At 62.1% G+C, this 16,163-nt stretch carries 18 protein-coding genes; 9 read left to right on the top strand and 9 right to left on the bottom strand.

The annotated features are described in order from the left end of the window. Positions 1-22 precede the first annotated feature (22 nt). The 5 genes from ureG to AC1RR7_RS11985 all read right to left on the bottom strand — a co-directional run bounded on the left by ureG (position 23) and on the right by AC1RR7_RS11985 (position 3,348). Positions 23-637: an urease accessory protein UreG gene (ureG, locus tag AC1RR7_RS12005; RefSeq protein ID WP_008001031.1), complete on the bottom strand. Its 615-nt coding sequence runs from the start codon at positions 635-637 to the stop codon at positions 23-25. Positions 638-659: 22 nt separating this feature from the next. Next, on the bottom strand, positions 660-1,334 hold the full coding sequence (locus AC1RR7_RS12000; RefSeq protein ID WP_273538378.1) for an urease accessory protein UreF: 675 nt from the start codon (positions 1,332-1,334) through the stop codon (positions 660-662). After that, the gene (gene ureE, locus AC1RR7_RS11995) at positions 1,331-1,831 is read right to left on the bottom strand and encodes an urease accessory protein UreE (protein WP_096819791.1); all 501 of its coding nucleotides are present in this window, start codon (positions 1,829-1,831) and stop codon (positions 1,331-1,333) included. The genes AC1RR7_RS12000 and ureE overlap by 4 nt, the downstream gene beginning before the upstream one ends. A gap of 203 nt (positions 1,832-2,034) precedes the next feature. Continuing rightward, positions 2,035-2,667: a TetR family transcriptional regulator gene (locus AC1RR7_RS11990; protein ID WP_096819790.1), complete on the bottom strand. Its 633-nt coding sequence runs from the start codon at positions 2,665-2,667 to the stop codon at positions 2,035-2,037. Between the two features lie 174 nt (positions 2,668-2,841). Beyond that, on the bottom strand, positions 2,842-3,348 hold the full coding sequence (locus AC1RR7_RS11985; RefSeq protein WP_457383106.1) for a hypothetical protein: 507 nt from the start codon (positions 3,346-3,348) through the stop codon (positions 2,842-2,844). Between the two features lie 376 nt (positions 3,349-3,724). Here AC1RR7_RS11985 and AC1RR7_RS11980 point away from each other — a divergent pair, with 376 nt between their 5' ends. Next, on the top strand, positions 3,725-5,800 hold the full coding sequence (locus tag AC1RR7_RS11980) for an AsmA family protein (protein ID WP_493071289.1): 2,076 nt from the start codon (positions 3,725-3,727) through the stop codon (positions 5,798-5,800). Between the two features lie 30 nt (positions 5,801-5,830). On the opposite strand, the gene AC1RR7_RS11975 is transcribed toward AC1RR7_RS11980, so the two are convergent. Further along, entirely contained in the window at positions 5,831-6,736 is a 906-nt protein-coding gene (locus AC1RR7_RS11975) for a LysR substrate-binding domain-containing protein (protein ID WP_273538381.1), read from the bottom strand. Between the two features lie 119 nt (positions 6,737-6,855). On the opposite strand from AC1RR7_RS11975, the gene AC1RR7_RS11970 reads away from it, so the two are divergent. The 3 genes from AC1RR7_RS11970 to AC1RR7_RS11960 all read left to right on the top strand — a co-directional run bounded on the left by AC1RR7_RS11970 (position 6,856) and on the right by AC1RR7_RS11960 (position 8,782). Further along, positions 6,856-7,494 (top strand): FMN-dependent NADH-azoreductase, encoded by a 639-nt coding sequence (locus AC1RR7_RS11970; RefSeq protein ID WP_493065799.1) that lies wholly within the window; start codon positions 6,856-6,858, stop codon positions 7,492-7,494. Beyond that, complete coding sequence (locus tag AC1RR7_RS11965; RefSeq protein ID WP_007950617.1) at positions 7,495-7,800, top strand: DMT family transporter; 306 nt, start codon at positions 7,495-7,497, stop codon at positions 7,798-7,800. Between the two features lie 91 nt (positions 7,801-7,891). Then, positions 7,892-8,782 carry an alpha/beta fold hydrolase gene (locus AC1RR7_RS11960; RefSeq protein ID WP_493065798.1) on the top strand — a complete coding sequence of 297 codons (891 nt, stop codon included), beginning with the start codon at positions 7,892-7,894 and terminating at the stop codon, positions 8,780-8,782. Here AC1RR7_RS11960 and AC1RR7_RS11955 read toward each other — a convergent pair. Next, positions 8,779-9,672: a DMT family transporter gene (locus AC1RR7_RS11955; RefSeq protein ID WP_096819783.1), complete on the bottom strand. Its 894-nt coding sequence runs from the start codon at positions 9,670-9,672 to the stop codon at positions 8,779-8,781. The genes AC1RR7_RS11960 and AC1RR7_RS11955 overlap by 4 nt on opposite strands. Before the next feature lie 98 nt (positions 9,673-9,770). Here AC1RR7_RS11955 and AC1RR7_RS11950 point away from each other — a divergent pair, with 98 nt between their 5' ends. The 3 genes from AC1RR7_RS11950 to AC1RR7_RS11940 all read left to right on the top strand — a co-directional run bounded on the left by AC1RR7_RS11950 (position 9,771) and on the right by AC1RR7_RS11940 (position 12,046). Then, the gene (locus tag AC1RR7_RS11950; protein WP_102620224.1) at positions 9,771-10,565 is read left to right on the top strand and encodes an AraC family transcriptional regulator; all 795 of its coding nucleotides are present in this window, start codon (positions 9,771-9,773) and stop codon (positions 10,563-10,565) included. A 63-nt stretch (positions 10,566-10,628) separates the two neighbouring features. After that, positions 10,629-10,934, top strand: a complete 306-nt coding sequence (locus AC1RR7_RS11945) for a PsiF family protein (RefSeq protein WP_025111807.1) — start codon at positions 10,629-10,631, stop codon at positions 10,932-10,934. 98 nt (positions 10,935-11,032) lie between these two features. After that, on the top strand, positions 11,033-12,046 hold the full coding sequence (locus tag AC1RR7_RS11940) for an AI-2E family transporter (protein WP_096819781.1): 1,014 nt from the start codon (positions 11,033-11,035) through the stop codon (positions 12,044-12,046). A 138-nt stretch (positions 12,047-12,184) separates the two neighbouring features. Here AC1RR7_RS11940 and AC1RR7_RS11935 read toward each other — a convergent pair whose 3' ends face one another. Further along, on the bottom strand, positions 12,185-13,453 hold the full coding sequence (locus AC1RR7_RS11935; RefSeq protein WP_273536877.1) for an Hsp70 family protein: 1,269 nt from the start codon (positions 13,451-13,453) through the stop codon (positions 12,185-12,187). Between the two features lie 293 nt (positions 13,454-13,746). On the opposite strand from AC1RR7_RS11935, the gene AC1RR7_RS11930 reads away from it, so the two are divergent. Together AC1RR7_RS11930 and AC1RR7_RS11925 are read left to right on the top strand one after the other, a co-directional pair. After that, positions 13,747-14,697 (top strand): DnaJ C-terminal domain-containing protein, encoded by a 951-nt coding sequence (locus tag AC1RR7_RS11930; protein WP_096819779.1) that lies wholly within the window; start codon positions 13,747-13,749, stop codon positions 14,695-14,697. 23 nt (positions 14,698-14,720) lie between these two features. Next, a complete protein-coding gene (locus tag AC1RR7_RS11925; RefSeq protein ID WP_096819778.1) occupies positions 14,721-15,026 on the top strand; it encodes a chaperone modulator CbpM in 306 nt (101 codons plus the stop codon). 4 nt (positions 15,027-15,030) lie between these two features. On the opposite strand, the gene AC1RR7_RS11920 is transcribed toward AC1RR7_RS11925, so the two are convergent. Further along, on the bottom strand, positions 15,031-16,158 hold the full coding sequence (locus tag AC1RR7_RS11920; RefSeq protein WP_273536880.1) for a sensor histidine kinase: 1,128 nt from the start codon (positions 16,156-16,158) through the stop codon (positions 15,031-15,033). Positions 16,159-16,163: the final 5 nt, after the last annotated feature.

Here is a 16,163-nt window from a genome sequence, read left to right as displayed (position 1 = left end):
AGCTTCCTTGTTGATCAGTGAATCAGGCTGCGGTCAGCAGGCCCTGGCGTTCGATGAAGGCGATGATTTCTTCCAGGCCCTGACCGGTTTTCTGGTTGCTGAACACGAACGGCTTGCCGTTGCGCATGCGTTGGGTGTCGCTGTTCATCATCTCCAGCGAGGCGCCGACCAGCGGCGCGAGGTCGATCTTGTTGATCACCAGCAGGTCGGATTTGCAAATGCCGGGCCCGCCCTTGCGCGGCAGCTTGTCGCCGGCCGACACGTCGATCACGTAGATGGTCAGGTCGGACAGTTCCGGGCTGAAGGTCGCGGAAAGATTGTCGCCACCGGACTCCACCAGAATCAGGTCCAGCCCCGGAAAGCGCCGGTTCAGTTGATCCACCGCTTCAAGGTTGATCGAGGCGTCTTCGCGAATCGCCGTGTGCGGGCAGCCACCGGTTTCCACGCCGATGATGCGTTCCGGCGCCAGCGCTTCATTGCGAACCAGAAAGTCGGCGTCTTCGCGGGTGTAGATGTCGTTGGTGACCACCGCCAGGTTGTAGCGTTCGCGCAGCGCCAGGCACAGGGCCAGGGTCAACGCGGTTTTGCCGGAACCGACCGGGCCGCCAATGCCGACGCGTAGGGGTTGTGTGTTCATGTGATTCTCCAGATAAAAGGCCCTAGGAACGGAACAGGCGGCTGTACTGGCGCTCATGGGCCATGCACGCCAGGGACAGACCGAACGCGGCGCTGCCGAGGTGTTCGGGATTGATTCGGGTGGCGTCCTGCTGCGCCTGTTGCAGCAGCGGCAGCAGTTCGCTGGTCAGGCGCTGGGCGGCTTGCTGGCCCAGCGGCAGGGTTTTCATCAGCACCGCGAGCTGGTTTTCCAGCCAGCTCCACAGCCACGCGGCGAGGGCGTCCTGCGGGCTGATCTGCCAGGCGCGGGCCGCCAGTGCCCAGCCCAGGGCAAGGTGCGGTTCGGCGCAGTGTTCGAGAAAGTCCCGCGCTACCTGATCTAGCTCGGGCAAACCATTGAGCAATTGCTGCAACGAATAGCCCATCTGCCGGCTCTCCAGATGCAGTTCGCGGGTTTCGCGGCTGGCGCGGTGGCTTTCGCAGAGTTTGCGCAATTCATCCCAGTTTTCGTCCGCTGCGCTCTGGCAGTGGGCAAGCAGCATGGGCGCTTCGAACCGCGCGAGATTGAGCAGCAATTGATCGCTGATCCAGCGCCGGGCGCTGTCCGGACTGTCGACGCGGCCGTTATCCACCGCCATCTCCAGGCCTTGGGAATAGCTGTAGCCGCCAATCGGCAGTTGCGGACTGGCCAGGCGCAGCAGCGCCCAGGCCGGGTTCACAAACGGACGCCGAACTGGTGGAGTTTCGGCGCGTAGTTGAAGTCCTCGTCACCGTGTCGCGAATGGTGATGGCCGCCACCGTAGGCGCCGTGTTCCGGCTGGAACGGGGCTTCGATGGATTCGACTTGCGCGCCCAGTTGTTCAAGCATCGCCTTGAGTACGTAATCGTCGAGCAGACGCAACCAGCCGTCACCGACTTGCAGCGCGACGTGGCGATTGCCCAGGTGATAGGCCGCGCGGGTCAGTTCAAAGGCGTTGGCGCAGGTGACGTGCAGCAGTTGTTCGGGGCGGGCGCAGACCCGGACGATCCGGCCATCTTCGGCTTGCAGGCATTCGCCGTCATGCAGCGGCGGCTGGCCGCGCTCCAGAAACAATCCGACGTCTTCGCCTTCGGCACTGAAACAGCGCAGGCGGCTTTTGCTCCGGGCTTCGAAAGTCAGGTGCAACTCGGCGGCCCAGACGGGTTGAGGGTCGATTCTGCGATGAATCACCAGCATCGGAAAGCTTCCTGCTATGGACAATGCTCAGGCTAGAGCAAGGGGCTTGCCAATCGGACGAGACGTAGGAAAACCCTGTCGGAGCCTAGCGGATGTTTCAAGATGTTGCAGGATTGTGAGGTGTTTTGGTGCATGAAGGTTTTTACATGCACCAATTTACGGCGCAAAAAAAATCGCAGCTCCAGGCTGCGATTTTTGCTTTCTTACTCGGTACTGCCGAGCCCTTGCCAGTGCTTCAACCCGATAAAGATGAAGCGCAGCTGCTGGGTGATCTTCGCCTGGGGCGTCAGATGCTCGGGCAGGGCTTCGGCCGGCGGGTCGATGATGTCCGGCAGGGTGGCGAACACCGATTTGACGATCAGGTCTGCCATCACGCTCAGGCCCTCACGATTGAGATGCTGCAGCTTGGGCATCAAGGCCAGATCCGCCGCCAGGTCGGAACTGATGTTCTCGCGCAGGCGACCAATCGCCTGACGCACCGGCAGCGATCCGCCGTACTGCTCGCGGGCCAGAAACAGGAACTGCGAACGGTTGGCGCTGACCACGTCGAGGAAGATCCGCACCGACGCATCGATGATCCCGCCCATGACGAATTCGTTATGGCGCACCAGGCGGATGGTTTCGCGGAAGGTCTGGCCGACTTCGCTGACCAGTACCAGGCCGAGTTCGTCCATGTCGGCGAAATGCCGGTAGAAACCGGTGGGCACGATGCCAGCGGTTTTCGTCACTTCACGCAGGCTCAGGCTGCCGAATCCTCGGCCGCTTTCCATCAAGTGGCGGGCAGCGTCCATCAGGGCGTTGCGGGTCTGTTGTTTCTGTTCGGCGCGGGGCAGCATCGCAAGGGTGTGTTCTTAGGCAAGACAAGCGCCGCACTCTAGCAAATCGGCTTTGTCGGCGTCGAACGGCAGCGGGGGAGATGGAAGCGGGAAATCGCGACTTCTTTATACAGGCTGCTGAAAAGTCAAAAGCCCAATCCGGGGATTGGGCTTTTTTTCCAGGCCGCCACGGGCTTAGCTCAAAGCGCTGTTGCGTTCGATCACGCGGTCACCACCACCTTCGGCCAGGGTTTGACCTTGTGGGGTTTTGTCGTAGCCATCTGCAGCCAGGGTTTGGCCTTGTGGGGTCTTGTCGTAGCCGTCAGCAGCGAGGGTCTGGCCTTGTGGAGTGCGATCGGAACCATCGGCTGCAAGGGTTTGACCTTGTGGAGTGCGATCCGAGCCGTCTTGAACCAGACCTTTTTCTTCCAGACGATCACGGCCACCTTCAGCTACGGTTTGACCTTGTGGGGTCTTGTCATAGCCATCTTGAACCAGACCTTTTTCTTCCAGGCGGTTACGACCGTTTTCAGCCAGAGTCTGGCCTTGTGGAGTGCGGTCAGAACCGTCAGCGGCAACAGTCTGGCTGAACACCGAGTGGCTGGATTTCACTTGCGGGGTAGCCTGGTCGGCGGCTGGCAGAGCGAAAGCGGTGCTGGCCAGCATCGAGAGGGTAAGACTGAACAGAAGTTGGCGTTTCATGATGGGTTGCTCCTTGGGAGGGCGATAAAGTGGGTACGAAGCTAATGCTACTCTCGATAAGTCGATATAAAAGTTCATAAACACAATGGTAATAATCAACAGAATTGATTGTTCGCTCGGGAGGCTCTAGCTCGGGCGTTTCAGGCGAGCGGTTTTGCACCGCAGTGGGTATTTTCCACCCACTTGCGCCTCGCAAAAGTGCGGGGCCGGTAACGCCGACTCGACCGATCGGTCAGAATGGCGACCGTTTTTTGGCCCTGATGGGGCTTTCGATTAAACCTGCGGGCTGTTTGTCAGTCGTAGACTTCATGAGGGCCCTATCAGGCCCGTCGTTTCAGCGGCGTCGATCCGCCGTCGTTTTCAGGAGCTTTGTGCAATGACGCGCACGCGTAAAATCTTCGCCTGGACCTTCGCCACCCTCGTGCTGTTGCTGGCGGTGCTGGTCCTGATCATCGTGTTCTTCGATTGGAACCGGATCAAACCGCCCCTCAACGCCAAAGTCTCGGAAGAATTGCACCGACCGTTCGCCATCAACGGCAACCTCGCCGTGGTCTGGCAGCGTGAGCCGGACGAGGGCGGCTGGCGCGCCTGGGTGCCGTGGCCGCATGTGGTGGCCGAAGACCTGACCCTGGGCAACCCGGATTGGTCGAAGCAGCCGCAGATGGTCACCCTCAAACGGGTTGAACTGCGCATTTCGCCGCTGGCGCTGCTGGCACAACGGGTGACGATCCCGCGTATCGACCTGACTGAACCCAACGCCCAATTGCAGCGCCTGGCCGATGGCCGCGCCAACTGGACGTTCAAATTCGATCCCAAGGACCCGAATGCCGAGCCCTCGAGCTGGGTGGTGGACATCGGCGCCATCGGTTTCGACAAGGGCCATGTCACTCTGGACGACCAGACCCTCAAGACCAACCTCGACCTGTTGATCGATCCGCTGGGCAAACCGATTCCCTTCAGCGAAATCGTCGGCGACAAAGCGGCGAAAACCGCGCTGGAAAAAGGCGGTGCACCGCAGGATTACGCTTTCGCACTGAAAGTCACCGGCCAGTACCACGGTCAGAAACTCGCCGGCCAGGGCAAGATCGGCGGCCTGCTGGCCTTGCAGGACGCGGCCAAACCGTTCCCGCTGCAGGCCCAGGCGAAGATCGGCGACACCAGCATCGAACTCGCCGGCACCCTGACCGATCCACTGAACCTGGGCGCCCTCGACCTGCGCCTGAAACTGGCGGGCGCCAGCCTCGGCAATCTCTATCCGCTGACCGGCGTCACCCTCCCGGATACACCGCCATACGCCACCGACGGTCATTTGATCGCCAAACTGCATGAGCCGGACGGCGCGCAGTTCCGCTATGAACAGTTCAACGGCAAGATCGGCGGCAGCGACATTCACGGCGACCTCGCCTACGTCGCCAGTCAGCCACGGCCCAAGCTGAGTGGCGCGCTGCTGTCCAATCAACTGCTGTTCGCCGACCTCGCACCGTTGATCGGTGCCGACTCCAATGACAAGCAAAAGGCCCGCGGCGGTGAAAGCAAACAACCGGCGGACAAAGTGCTGCCGGTGGAAGAGTTCAAGACCGAGCGCTGGCGCGATATGGACGCCGACGTCGAATTCACCGGCAAACGCATCGTCCACAGCGAGAAACTGCCGTTCACCGACCTCTATACCCATCTCAAACTCAACGACGGCGAACTGAGCCTGGAGCCGCTGCGCTTCGGCGTGGCCGGCGGCAACCTTGATGCGCAGATCCGCCTCAACGGCCGCACTGAACCATTGGAAGGCCGGGCGAAACTGACCGCGCGCAAGTTCAAGCTCAAGCAACTGTTCCCGACCTTCGAACCGATGAAGACCAGTTTCGGCGAGCTCAACGGCGATGCCGACATCAGCGGTCGCGGCAACTCGGTGGCCAAGCTGCTGGGCGGTGCCAACGGCAATCTGAAGATGCTGATCAATGACGGCGCGATCAGTCGTGAGCTGATGGAACTGGCGGGCCTCAACGTCGGCAACTACGTGGTCGGTAAAGTCTTTGGCGACAAGGAAGTGAAGATCAACTGCGCGGCGGCGGACTTCGACATCAAGACTGGCCTGGCGACCACGCGGCTGTTCGTCTTCGATACCGAGAACGCGATCATCTACATCGACGGCACCGCGAACATGGCCACCGAGCAACTGGACCTTACCGTGACCCCGGAATCCAAGGGCTGGCGCCTGATCTCCCTGCGTTCGCCGTTGTACGTGCGCGGCAAGTTCATCAAACCTGATGCCGGGGTGAAAGCGGTGCCGCTGATCCTGCGTGGGGCCGGCATGGTGGCGCTGGGCGTGATCGCCGCACCGGCGGCGGGGCTGCTGGCGCTGGTGGCGCCGAGCGGCGGCGAGCCGAATCAGTGCGCGCCGTTGCTGGAGCAGATGAAGGCAGGCAAGGCGCCGGTGACCGTCAAACCCACCCGATAAACCGCCAATGATCGTAGCCTCGGGCCGAGGCTACGATCGCGGCGACAGTCCCGACAGCAGCGCCTCTTCGCGCAGCCAGGCAAAAAACGCTTTCACCGGCGGATGTCGCTCGCGCCCTGGAACGCACAGGGCGCTGTAGCCGGCACCATCGACCTGCACCTCGCCCTTGTACGGCTCCAGCAGACCGCTGGCGACGCTCTCCGACACCAGAATATTGCTCGCCAGCACCAGCCCTTGCCCGGCAATGGCGGCTTGCAGCGCGTAATGTTCTTCGTCGTATTCGCGGACGGCCGGGTGCTGATTCAACCAGTTCTCGCCTGACTGCGCGCACCACGCTTCCCAGCCATGGGCATACAACTTCGAGTTGTGCCAGCGCACGCTGATCAGCGCCGGGGTGCGACGGGCGGCCAGCGCCACCTGTTCCGGCGAGCCGTACACGCCGAACGACTCATCGAACAGGCACAACCCGTAGAGGTTCGGGTAATCGTCGAGGCTGTAGCGCAACACCAGATCGACGCTGGCGTCCTGATGCAGGTCGATCACTTCGCAGTGCGTGTCCAGACGCACGTTGATGTTCGGGTGTTTCGCGTAAAACCGCCCCAGTCGTGGTACCAGCCACAGCGCGGCGAAGGCGGCAGTGGTCGACAGCGTCAGGCTGCTGCCGCTGCGCTGCGGGCGCAGCGTGTCAACGCTTTGCGCCACCTCCAGAAACGCCCCATGCAGGCTGCGGAACAGCCGCTCGCCACCCTCGGTCAGTCGCACCTGACGCGGCAGGCGTTCGAACAGCGCCACGCCGAGCCAGTCCTCCAGCGAGCGGATCTGATGGGAAATCGCCGTCGGCGTCACCGCCAGTTCTTCGGCGGCAGCCTTGAAGCTCAATAGCCGTGAGGCGGATTCGAACGCGCGCAGGGCGGTCAGCGGCAATGAAGCGAACATGAAAACTCCATGGATGAAATCAATTCAGCCAGACTGATTTTTGCTCATTTGAGGCGATGACTGAATGGCAGCAATCTGGCGCCACGCAGCCACTCAAGTCTAGTCCCAAGGAGATTCAGATGAGCAAGATTCTTGCGATCCATGCCAGCCCACGCGGTGAGCGCTCCCATTCGCGGCGCCTGGCGGAAAGTTTTCTCAGCGCCTGGCAAGTCCGTCATCCACAGGCTCAGGTTACCCGCCGTGAAGTCGGGCGGGCGCTGATCCCGGCGGTGAATGAAGCGTTTGTCGCGGCGGCGTTTTACCCGGAGCCTGAAGCACGGCCGCTGTCGATGCAGGCCGATCTGGCCCTCAGCGATCAACTGGTGGGCGAGTTGTTCGAGCACGATCTGCTGCTGATTTCCACGCCGATGTACAACTTCAACGTGCCCAGCGGCCTCAAGGCCTGGGTCGACCAGATCGTGCGCCTGGGCCTGACGTTCGATCACACCCTGGACAATGGCATCGCCCAGTACACGCCGCTGTTGCGCGGCAAGAAAGCGCTGATCGTCACCAGTCGCGGCGGTTTCGGTTTCGGCCCGGGTGGCGAGCTGGAGGCGCTGAACCACGCCGATCCATGGTTGCGTACGGCGCTGGGTTTCATCGGCATCAACGACGTCACGGTGGTCGCGGCCGAGGGCGAGGAATCCGCCGAACGCACCTTCGCGGTGTCGGTGGCTGAGGCCGAGCAGCGCTTGCTCGACCTGGCCCGGGCGTTCTGAGTGGCCTGGCTGTTTCTGCTGATTGCCGCCGGGTTCGAAGTCACCTTCGCCATGGGCATGAAGTACGCCGAGGGCTTCACCCGGCTGTGGCCGTCGCTGATCACCGTGGTCGCTGCGGTAGGCGGGATTTACTTCCTGACCCTGGCGATGCGCGAGTTGCCGGTGAGCATCGCCTACCCGATCTGGACCGCCATCGGCTCGCTCGGCACGGTGTTTCTCGGTTTTGCGTTGCTGGGCGAGAGCCTGACGCTGGTGAAGTTGCTGTCGGTGGGGCTGATTGTGGCGGGGGTGGTGGGGCTGAAGTAGGCTGGTCGTGGAGTTGTCATCATCGAGGAGGATGCTTGGCGGGCGTTTTGCACGTCATGCATCCACCCACCGACCACAGGGATGTCTGCCCATGTCGCAGGATTCGGCCACACGTTATCCACTGGTGCTGGTGCCGGGAATGCTCGGGTTTATCCGGTTGGTGCTGTACCCGTACTGGTACGGGATCATCGCCGCGTTGCGCCGGGGTGGTGCGACGGTGATTGCGGTGCAGGTGTCGCCGCTCAATTCCACCGAAGTGCGTGGCGAGCAGTTGCTGGCGCGCATCGATGAAATCCTGCGCGAGACCGGCGCCGCGAAGGTCAATCTGTTTGGCCATAGCCAGGGCTCGCTGACGGCGCGTTACGCGGCGGCGAAGCGCCCGGATCTGGTGGCGTCGGTGACGTCGGTGGCCGGACCCAATCACGGTTCGGAACTGGCCGACTATCTGGCGAAACACTATCCGGCAGACAGTGCCCGGGGCCGCATTCTTGAGGCGCTGCTGCGTTTTGTCGGCTGGTTGATGGCACTCATGGAAACCGGTTACCACGGGCCGAAACTGCCGGTGGATATCCACGCCTCACACCATTCCCTGACCACCGAAGGCGTGGCGCTGTTCAACCAGCGTTATCCACAGGGCTTGCCGGAAACCTGGGGCGGGCAGGGGCCGGAAGAGGTCAACGGCGTGCGTTATTACTCGTGGTCCGGCACCTTGCAGCCGGGCAAGACCGACCGTGGCGGCAACCTGTTCGACGGTACCAATCGCAGTTGCCGGTTGTTTGCCAAGACCTTCGTGCGCGAGCCGGGGCAGTGCGACGGCATGGTCGGACGCTACAGCTCGCACCTGGGCACGGTCATCGGTGATGACTACCCGATGGATCACTTCGACATCGTCAACCAGTCACTGGGACTGGTCGGCAAAGGCGCGGACCCGGTGCGGCTGTTTGTCGAGCACGCGGCGCGGTTGAAAGCCGCCGGGGTCTAGGCGGCGCTCGGGGTGCGGGAGCGGCCGAGGACGGTCGTCCAGCGCTCGGAAAGAATCACCCCGCCCAATGTCAGCAAACCGCCTACCAGGTGATACATCGCCAGTTGTTCCTTCAACACCACCGCGGCAATCAGCGCGGTGATCAACGGCAGCAGGTTGAAGAACAGCGTGGTCCGACTCGGCCCCAGACGCTGCACAGCCTGCATCCACGCCAGCGGCGCGAGCATCGAGGCCAGCAGGCACGCGTACAGCACCAGCGGAATGTTCTGCAGGGTCAGGCCGGTTTTCGGCGACACGGCGTACAGCGGAAACAGCACCACCACCGCCACCAGCACCTGCAAGTACAGCAACACCAGTGGCGGCAGGCGCAGCTGCCATTTTTTCAGCAGGGTGCTGTAGATCGCGTAGGCGAGGGTAGCGATCAGCATCATCGCGTCACCCAGGTTCACCCCGTGTTGCAGCAGCGCGCCGAGGCTGCCGGACGACACCACCACCAGCACACCGGCGAAAGACAGCACCGCACCGACCAGCGCGCCGGCGGTGAGGCGCTGGCCGAGGCTGATGATTGCCATGGCCAGCGACATCAACGGCATCAGCGACAGGATGATGCCCATGTTGGTGGCGGTGGTCATGGTCGCGGCGAAGTAGGCCAGGCTCTGATAGACCGCCATGCCGAGCACGCCAAGGATGAAAATCTTGCCCAGGTTCGGGCGGATCTGCGGCCAGTGCGCGATTACCTTCCTGAGCATGAACGGGGTAAACAGCAAACCGGCCAGCAGCCAGCGGTAGAAGCCGATTTCGGCGGGGAAGATCGCACCGACGGCAAGCTTGTTGATCACGGTGTTGCCGGCCCAGATGAAAATCGCCAGCAGGGGAAACGCGTATTGCATGGGAAGAGAAACCAGTACGTTGATGAACGGTGATTATCCCCTGTCTGGATGCAGGCCTATACTGCGAACCGGACAACCTGCCTCTGATTCCGGACAGCATGAACAGTAAACACATCGATCTGCTGGATTTCAGCGAACTGCCGTCGGCGGTGTATTTCCGCTATGCCGACTTCAACGCCCACGAATACGCCGCGCCGCACCGCCATCCGTGGGGCACGCTGGAATACGCGGCCCACGGCGTGCTGCACATGGATGTCGACGGCAGCCGCTTCATGTCGCCACCGCAGTACGCGGTGTGGGTGCCACCGCAGGTCGAGCACAGTTTCTACAGTCATCAGCCGGTCAATTATCGGGCGGTGTGCCTGGCGCCCGAGGTGTGCGCGGATTTGCCGGCCCAGGCCTGTACCCTGGCGATCAGCGACATTCTCAAGGCAATCCTCAAGGACTTCGCCGCCCGGGATGTGAAGATCCCCGCGTTCGATGCCGACCAGCGCCTGGCCCAGGTGCTGGTGGATCAGTTGCGGCAGGCGCCGGTTCATCAGTGTTATCTGCCATACGCCAGCAGTCCCGGGTTGCTGACCATCCTCGAAACCCTGCAGGCCGAGCCCGGCAACAATGAACCGCTGGCGCACTGGGCGGCGCAGGTGCATGTCAGCGAGCGCACCCTGGCCCGGCAATTCGTGCGGGAGTTGGGGATGAGTTTCGGCGAATGGCGTCAGCGGCTGCGCTATCTCGCGGCCATCGAGGCGCTGGAGAGTTCGCGCAGCGTGCAGGAAATCGCCTTCGATCTCGGCTACAGCAGCGGGTCTGCGTTCATCGCCATGTTTGCGCGGCAGGCCGGATGTACGCCGGAACAATACCGGCGTAGCCATCTGGAGACTAGGAAGGTGTAACAAGCTTTGACTACACTCAGCCGGAGGCCGCCTCCATCGATGCGGCAACAAGGAGAAAACTCCATGAAGATGTTGCGTGTCCCTTTGTTGATGATCGGTCTGCTGCTGTGCTCCCAGGGTTTTGCCGCCACGGCGCAACAGAACAAGATGACCACTTGCAACGCCGACGCCACGGCCAAGAGCCTGAAAGGCGATGAGCGCAAGACCTTCATGAGCACTTGCCTGAAGGCAGCGCCGGCGGCCAACGACGCCAAGACCCTGACCCCGCAGCAGGAAAAGATGAAAACCTGTAATGCCGACGCCAAGACCAAGGCCCTGACCGGCGATGCGCGCAAAACCTTCATGAGTGATTGCCTGAAGAAAAAATAAGATCGACAGATCGCAGCGAGCGGCAGGGCATCCGCTCGCTTCGGCGCTGGATCGCTGGCAGACTGCCAATCCTTTTACGCCGTTCGTTTTGAGGCTGTATGCCAACGTTTTCTGAGCGTCATGTTGTGTTCTGGGTCAGTTGCATCATCATTTTCGGCGGTTTGCTGCTGGTGCTGCCGCTGCGCTTGTTGCCCAGTCTGCTGGCCGGGCTGCTGGTGTTCGAGCTGGTCAACATGCTCACCCCACAACTGCAACGGCTGATCGAAGGCCGCCGCGCGCGCTGGCTGGCGGTGGCGTTGCTGGGCACGCTGGTGGTGAGTGTGCTGGCGCTGATCTTTGCCGGGGCCATCAGTTTCCTGCTGCACGAGGCGGAAAATCCCGGGGCCTCCCTCGACAAATTCATGGGCGTGGTCGATCGTGCGCGCGGGCAACTGCCGCCGTTTGTCGATGCTTATCTGCCGGCCAGTGCCGCGGAGTTTCGCGTGGCCATCGGTGAATGGCTGAGCAAGCACTTGTCCGACCTGCAACTGGTGGGCAAGGACGCGGCGCACATGTTCGTGACCCTGCTGATCGGCATGGTGCTCGGCGCGATCATCGCGCTGCAGCGCGTACCGGACGTCACCAAGCGCAAGCCGCTGGCGGCCGCATTGTTCGATCGTCTGCACCTGCTGGTTCAGGCGTTTCGCAATATCGTTTTTGCGCAGATCAAGATTTCCCTGCTCAACACCTTCTTCACCGGGATCTTCCTGGCGGTGATCCTGCCGCTGTTCGGGATCAAGCTGCCGCTGACCAAGACCCTGATCGTGCTGACGTTCCTGCTCGGTTTGCTGCCGGTGATCGGCAACCTGATGTCGAACACGCTGATCACTATCGTCGGCCTGTCGCTGTCGATCTGGGTGGCGATTGCCGCGCTGGGCTACCTGATCTTTATCCACAAGCTCGAATACTTCCTCAACGCGCGCATCGTCGGCGGGCAAATCAGTGCCAAGTCCTGGGAGTTGCTGTTGGCGATGCTGGTGTTCGAGGCCGCGTTCGGCCTGCCGGGGGTGGTGGCGGGGCCGATTTATTACGCGTATCTGAAGAGTGAGTTGAAGCTGGGCGGGATGGTTTAGAAGCCGCAATGATCGTTCCCACGCTCTGCGTGGGAATGCATCCCGTGACGCTCCGCGTCACAGCCTCAACAGCGGACGCAGAGCGTCCATGGCGGCATTCCCACGCGGAGCGTGGGAACGATCATCGTCTGGGCGGCTTTAAACGCCATAGCGTTTCATGGCTTCAATCGCCAGGCCGCTGCCGATGCTGCCAAAGATGTTGCCTTCCACATGCCGCGCGTTTGGCAGCATCGCCGAGACGCTGTTGCGCAGCGCCGGGATACCGCTGGAACCACCGGTGAAGAACACCGTATCGACCTGACCCACCGCCACATTGGCGTCCGCCAGCAATTGCGTGACGCTGCCGCGCACGCGCTCCAGCTGCGTATCGATCGCCGATTCGAACAAGGCCCGGGTCAGCTCGACGCTCAACCCGGATTCGATCCGGTCCAGCGGCACGTGGCGGCTGTCGTTGTGGGTCAGCTGGATCTTGGTTTCTTCCACTTCCATCGCCAGCCAGTGCCCGGCGCGCTGTTCGATCAGCTTGAACAGACGGTCGATGCCGCCGGTGTCCTCGATGTCGTAACGCATGCTGCCCAGGGCCAGGGTCGATTTCTGCGAGTACACCGAGTTGATGGTGTGCCAGGTCGCCAGGTTCATGTGGTGACTGGTCGGCATGAACGCGCCGCTCTTCATGCGGCTGCCGTAGCCGAACAGCGGCATCAGGCCTTGCAGGCTCAGTTGCTTGTCGAAATCGGTCCCGCCGATGTGCACACCACCGGTGGCGAGGATGTCGTCGTGACGGTTATCCATGCCCCGACGCTCGGGCGACAGGCGCACCAGCGAGAAGTCCGACGTACCACCGCCGATGTCGACGATCAGTACCAGCTCTTCCTTTTCGATGGTCGACTCGTAGTCGAAGGCCGCAGCGATCGGCTCGTACTGGAACGACACATCCTTGAAGCCGAGCTTGCGCGCCACTTCCACCAGGGTGTCTTCGGCTTCCTGGTCGGCCAGCGGATCGTCGTCGACGAAGAACACCGGACGTCCCAGCACCACCTGCTCGAACTCACGACCGGCGGCCGCTTCGGCGCGGTTCTTGAGCTGGCCGATGAACAGACCGAGCAAGTCCTTGAACGGCATCGCGGTGCCGAGGACGCTGGTGTCGTGCTTGATCAGCTTGGAACCGAGCAGGCTCTTGAGCGAGCGCATCAGCCGGCCTTCGTAGCCTTCCAGGTATTCGTGCAGCGCCAGGCGACCGTAGACCGGGCGGCGCTCCTCGATGTTGAAGAAGACCACCGACGGCAGGGTGATCTTGTCGTCTTCCAGCGCGATCATCGTTTCCATGCCGGGGCGCAGCCAGCCGACGGTGGAGTTGGACGTGCCGAAGTCGATGCCGCAGGCACGGGCTGGAGAGGCGTCTTTCATGGTCTTTCGGTTCCGGTCAAAAAAACGGCCGCGCAGTGTATGCCAGTGCGCGACAGATTCGAAGGCCAGTCATCTGCTATTTCACGACTAAGCTTGCTTGAAAGTCGCCGCTTTGCCCCAAACTTGCTGGCATGGGCCGGCAGACATACCGGCGGTCGCAAGAACCGCCGTCCACTGCCGATAAACTTCTGCTGCGCCACCCGGTCACAAGTTTGAGATCGGTCAACCTGGCACGCGCGAATCGGCGCATGCTGACGGCGGCGCGAAATCGATAACGGATGGTGACTCCTTCAATGGACTTCAAAGACTATTACAAGATACTCGGCGTGGAGCCGACGGCTGACGACAAGGCAATCAAGGCGGCCTATCGCAAGCTTGCGCGCAAATACCACCCCGATGTCAGCAAGGAAAAAGACGCCGAGGCCAAGTTCAAGGATGCCTCGGAAGCCTATGAAGCGCTGAAAAGCGCCGACAAGCGCGCCGAATACGATGACCTGCGCCGCTACGGCCAGCACGGTCAGCCGTTCCAGGGCCCACCGGGCTGGCAGAGCCGTGGCGGCTTTGGTGGCGGCGGTGGCGACACCGGTGACTTCTCGGACTTCTTCAGTTCGATCTTCGGCAATCGCGGCCCCGGTTTCGGTGGCGGCGAAGGCCGGCAATCCCGCAGCGCCGGACGGCGAGGGCAAGACGTGGAACTGGAACTGCCGATCTTTCTCGAAGAGACGCTTTCGAACGAATCGAAAAAAATCAGCTTCCAGGTGCCGCAATACAACGGTTCCGGCCAGCACGTCAGCAACACCAGCAAGAGCCTGAACGTGAAGATCCCGGCGGGCGTGACCGACGGCGAGCGCATCCGCCTCAAGGGCCAGGGCGCACCGGGCATCGGTGGCGGTGCCAATGGCGATCTGTACCTGACCATCCGTTTCGCGCCGCACCCGAAATTCGATGTCGAAGGCGAAAACCTGATCATCACCTTGCCGCTGGCACCGTGGGAACTGGCGCTGGGTGCCGAAGTGGCCGTGCCGACCCTGACCGGCAAGATCAACCTCAAGGTGCCGGCCGGCAGCCAGAACGGCCAGCGCATGCGCGCCAAGGGCCATGGCCTGCAGAACAAGGCCGGCGAGCGCGGTTATCTGTTCGTCCAGCTCAAGGCCGTGATGCCGAAGGCTGCGGGCGATGACGTCAAGGCGCTGTGGCAGGAACTGGCGAAGAAAGCCGCCTTCAACCCGCGAGAGAACTTCTGAACCCGGCGACGGAGTAGCCCATCATGAGCAGCCCCCTGATCGTTCAACTGGACATGGCAGAATTCTGTGAGGCGGCCGACCTGTCGGACGTCTACGTGATCGAAATCGTCGAACACGGCATCCTCGAACCTCAGGGCGCGCAGCCCCGGGAATGGCGCTTCACTGACTACGAACTGGCCTTGGCCAAACGCGCCGTCAAGCTGCGGCGCGATCTGGAGCTGGAATGGGAAGGCGTCGCCCTGGCGCTGGACCTGCTGGAAGAAGTGAAGGAATTGCGGGCCGAGAACCGGATGCTGCGCCAGCGTCTGGCGCGGCTGGTGGTCGAGTAGCGCTTCAAACCTGTCTGGGCAACGTCACGCTGAACAGCGTTCCGTCGGCTTCGCTTGAACTGACTTCGATCGTCCCGCCGTGGGCGGTCACCACTTCCTTGACGATGAACAGCCCCAGGCCGAGGCTGGTCGACGGTTGCCCGAGTTCTTCGTCGGCGCTGCGTACCAACGGATCGAAAATCGTGCCGATGGCCTCTTCGGGGATCGGCGTGCCGTCGTTATGCACGCTCAGGCACACGTTGTCGGTGTCGCCGCGCAGATCAACGCTCACCTCGCGGGGATCGGAGCCGTGCTGCAAGGCGTTGCCGATCAGGTTCTGCAACAGCTGATCAATCCGTCCGGCATCCCAGGCACCCCGGGTATCGCCGCTGATGGTCAGTGTCGGATCGCATTCCGGATTCCCGGCGCAGGCTTCGGCGATCGCCCGGCGCGCGGCTTCTGCCAGGTCCATGGGGACAGGGTTGATCGGCAGGCTTTTGCCGAGGCGACTGCGCACCAGTTCGAGCAGGTCGCTGACCATGGCCGCCATGTGCCGCGCACCGTGTTTGATGTTCAGCGCGCAGGTCAGCGCATCGCCTTCCAGGGTGGTTTTGCGCATCAGCACTTCGGTCGACATGCTGACCGCTTGCAGCGGCGCGCGCAGGTCGTGACCGAGGATGGCGAGGAAAATGTCGCGCGAGCGGTTGACCTGCTCGGCGTAGGCTGCCGTGGATTCCGCCAGCGCTTCGTCGATGGCTTCGTTGAAGCGGATCATGTCCTGAAAATATGCCATGTCCGGCGACTGCAGCGAATTGACCCACAAGCGAATCACACAGGCGCGCAGGTGACGGAATTCCGAGGTCATCTGCACCAGGTCGAACCCCACCGTATGCCGCAACTCACCGTGGCTGGCGCCGGCCTCGTCCAGGCTCGGGGTTTTCTCGGGGCCTTCGCCCTTGGCCTTGGCGATTTGCTCGCTGGCGGTTTGTGCGGTGTCCATGTCCCGCGCGGCGGCCAGCAGGATGGCCTTGGCATGGTCGCGCAGCGCCGTCTGATCCATATTGTCGGCCGCCGGCGTGATCGTACGGGCGAACTGCTCCCATTCCTCGACGATGTGATCCGCGTGTTGCCTGATGAATTCGGATAAACGCATGTCCG

Source organism: Pseudomonas sp. GW821-FHT11G12 (assembly GCF_058808055.1).
The sequence above is the reverse complement of the archived record's forward strand: the minus strand, read 5'-3'. Positions and strand labels throughout refer to the sequence as shown.

Coding starts and splice junctions, on each gene's coding strand:
- ureG (WP_008001031.1), bottom strand. CDS start 637: ATGAACACACAACCCCTACGCGTCGGCATTGGCGGCCCGGTCGGTTCC.
- ureE (WP_096819791.1), bottom strand. CDS start 1,831: ATGCTGGTGATTCATCGCAGAATCGACCCTCAACCCGTCTGGGCCGCC.
- AC1RR7_RS11990 (WP_096819790.1), bottom strand. CDS start 2,667: ATGCTGCCCCGCGCCGAACAGAAACAACAGACCCGCAACGCCCTGATG.
- AC1RR7_RS11985 (WP_457383106.1), bottom strand. CDS start 3,348: ATGAAACGCCAACTTCTGTTCAGTCTTACCCTCTCGATGCTGGCCAGC.
- AC1RR7_RS11980 (WP_493071289.1), top strand. CDS start 3,725: ATGACGCGCACGCGTAAAATCTTCGCCTGGACCTTCGCCACCCTCGTG.
- AC1RR7_RS11975 (WP_273538381.1), bottom strand. CDS start 6,736: ATGTTCGCTTCATTGCCGCTGACCGCCCTGCGCGCGTTCGAATCCGCC.
- AC1RR7_RS11970 (WP_493065799.1), top strand. CDS start 6,856: ATGAGCAAGATTCTTGCGATCCATGCCAGCCCACGCGGTGAGCGCTCC.
- AC1RR7_RS11960 (WP_493065798.1), top strand. CDS start 7,892: ATGTCGCAGGATTCGGCCACACGTTATCCACTGGTGCTGGTGCCGGGA.
- AC1RR7_RS11955 (WP_096819783.1), bottom strand. CDS start 9,672: ATGCAATACGCGTTTCCCCTGCTGGCGATTTTCATCTGGGCCGGCAAC.
- AC1RR7_RS11950 (WP_102620224.1), top strand. CDS start 9,771: ATGAACAGTAAACACATCGATCTGCTGGATTTCAGCGAACTGCCGTCG.
- AC1RR7_RS11945 (WP_025111807.1), top strand. CDS start 10,629: ATGAAGATGTTGCGTGTCCCTTTGTTGATGATCGGTCTGCTGCTGTGC.
- AC1RR7_RS11940 (WP_096819781.1), top strand. CDS start 11,033: ATGCCAACGTTTTCTGAGCGTCATGTTGTGTTCTGGGTCAGTTGCATC.
- AC1RR7_RS11935 (WP_273536877.1), bottom strand. CDS start 13,453: ATGAAAGACGCCTCTCCAGCCCGTGCCTGCGGCATCGACTTCGGCACG.
- AC1RR7_RS11930 (WP_096819779.1), top strand. CDS start 13,747: ATGGACTTCAAAGACTATTACAAGATACTCGGCGTGGAGCCGACGGCT.
- AC1RR7_RS11925 (WP_096819778.1), top strand. CDS start 14,721: ATGAGCAGCCCCCTGATCGTTCAACTGGACATGGCAGAATTCTGTGAG.
- AC1RR7_RS11920 (WP_273536880.1), bottom strand. CDS start 16,158: ATGCGTTTATCCGAATTCATCAGGCAACACGCGGATCACATCGTCGAG.